This window comes from Paenibacillus sp. 01T422 (assembly GCF_056398785.1).
Genome location: NZ_JBFTQB010001140.1, coordinates 1 through 1,698, shown reverse-complemented (window position 1 = coordinate 1,698; position 1,698 = coordinate 1). Strand labels below are relative to the sequence as shown.

The window sequence follows — 1,698 nt, the reverse complement described above, 5'->3', positions numbered from 1 at the left end:
GGACGAAGGAACGCAATAAGTTCAACCTTCATGTGTTCGCCATATATTTGCTCGGAGAAGTCAAATAAATGAGCTTCAAACGATGGCTTCAATTCGCCAGTAGCGAAAGTCGGCTTCACGCCAATATTCATGACGCCTCTGTAGGTTTCCCCTTTGATAGAAGCTTTAATCGCATACACACCATTTGTAGGTTTAACATAAGTCTCATCCAGTTGAAGATTGGCCGTAGGAAACCCTAACTGTCTTCCCCGCTTTTCTCCATCTACCACGATGCCGCTAATGCTGTAGGGACGACCAAGAAGTCTAGTAACTGTGTCAATATCCCCTTGTTGCAATGATTCACGAATGAGTGTTGAACTAACTTTTTCGCCGTCCATTTGAAAGGGTCTCACCACTTCTACAGAAAATTTCCCGTGACTTAATTCACAAAGCGAATCCGGGTTGCCTTTGCCTTGATAGCCGAAAGTAAAATCAAAACCGCAAATGACACTGTTCACACCAAGCCGATCCAATACTTGATCCACGAATAGTTCCGGGGACAGCCGCATTAGCGAGGCGTCGAAGGTAACAATGTAGGTATGATTGACACCCAGCGAGGCAAAAATCTCCATCTTCTCTTTCATTGGTGTCAAGAGATCAATGTATTTATCCTGCCCCATTACCGCTCTAGGATGCGGGTGGAAGGTCATGATTGCCGTTGGAAGATCAAGCTTTTTAGCAGTAAGTAAGGCTCGTCCAATGACCTCTTGGTGTCCCATATGTACACCATCAAAATCACCTATAGCCACTACCTGCTCTCCAACAAAAACGCGTGGAGTATCAAAATCAATGGGATATGATATTGGTATTATTTGCATATAAGTTCAACTCACCTATCCATTTCAACCTGTCCCTGAATGTAATGGGTTAAAGAAATACTTTTGAAGGGATCAGGATTTGGCTAGCGCTTTTCCATTCAAATAGCCCTAGAAACCGTTTATCCGGAGAATAAGCACGGAGCAAGGTTTGGGAACCCGCCACTGCACCTGTAATGCGACTCTCAGCCAAAGAGATCCTTTTTCCTTGATGCGCATGGATCGCTTCTTGTTCGAAAAGCTCAACCGAAGCAATATGAGAGATCGCTTGATCCATAGGAATCATACGGTCTTGTAGCACGCCTTGTGCCTTCAATTCTATGATTTGCTCAAAGGTTAAACACTGTTCCTGGCGGATACTTCCCGTGGAAGTCCGAATCAAGCTACTCATAACTGCAGGATACCCTAAAGCTTTACCAATATCAACACATAATGTTCGAATATAGGTCCCTTTAGAACAAGAAACACGAAAATGTATTTCTGGATGCTTTTGCTTCAAATCCATATGAAGAATATCCAATTGATGGATGGTAACTTTGCGGGATTTACGCTCAACTTCCTTACCCTCGCGAGCCAGCTCGTACAGTCGTTTCCCATCGATCTTAACAGCAGAGAACATGGGCGGAGTCTGTTCGATCTCTCCAACAAAGCGAAGTAAAGCCTCGCGGACAGCCGCTTCCTCCAACTGAACGAGAGAAACTTCCTCCAAGACGTTACCTGTCATGTCTTCTGTATCTGTAGAAAGGCCGATTCGAAGTACGGCTTCATATTCCTTCGGCAGTTCCTGTATATATTCAACCATCCGGGTTGCTCGACCAATGCAAAGCGGCAGAACCCCTGTCAC

2 protein-coding genes are annotated in these 1,698 nt (G+C 44.8%); both read right to left on the bottom strand.

Annotated features, from left to right (window positions below):
• Positions 1–788: riboflavin biosynthesis protein RibF (gene ribF, locus AC1DUA_RS36515; protein WP_477504388.1), on the bottom strand; the 788-nt coding region annotated here is incomplete at its 3' end.
• Positions 789–906: 118 nt separating this feature from the next.
• Positions 907–1,698, bottom strand: a 792-nt coding sequence (truB, locus tag AC1DUA_RS36510; RefSeq protein ID WP_477504387.1) for a tRNA pseudouridine(55) synthase TruB, incomplete at its 5' end; no start/stop codon positions are given.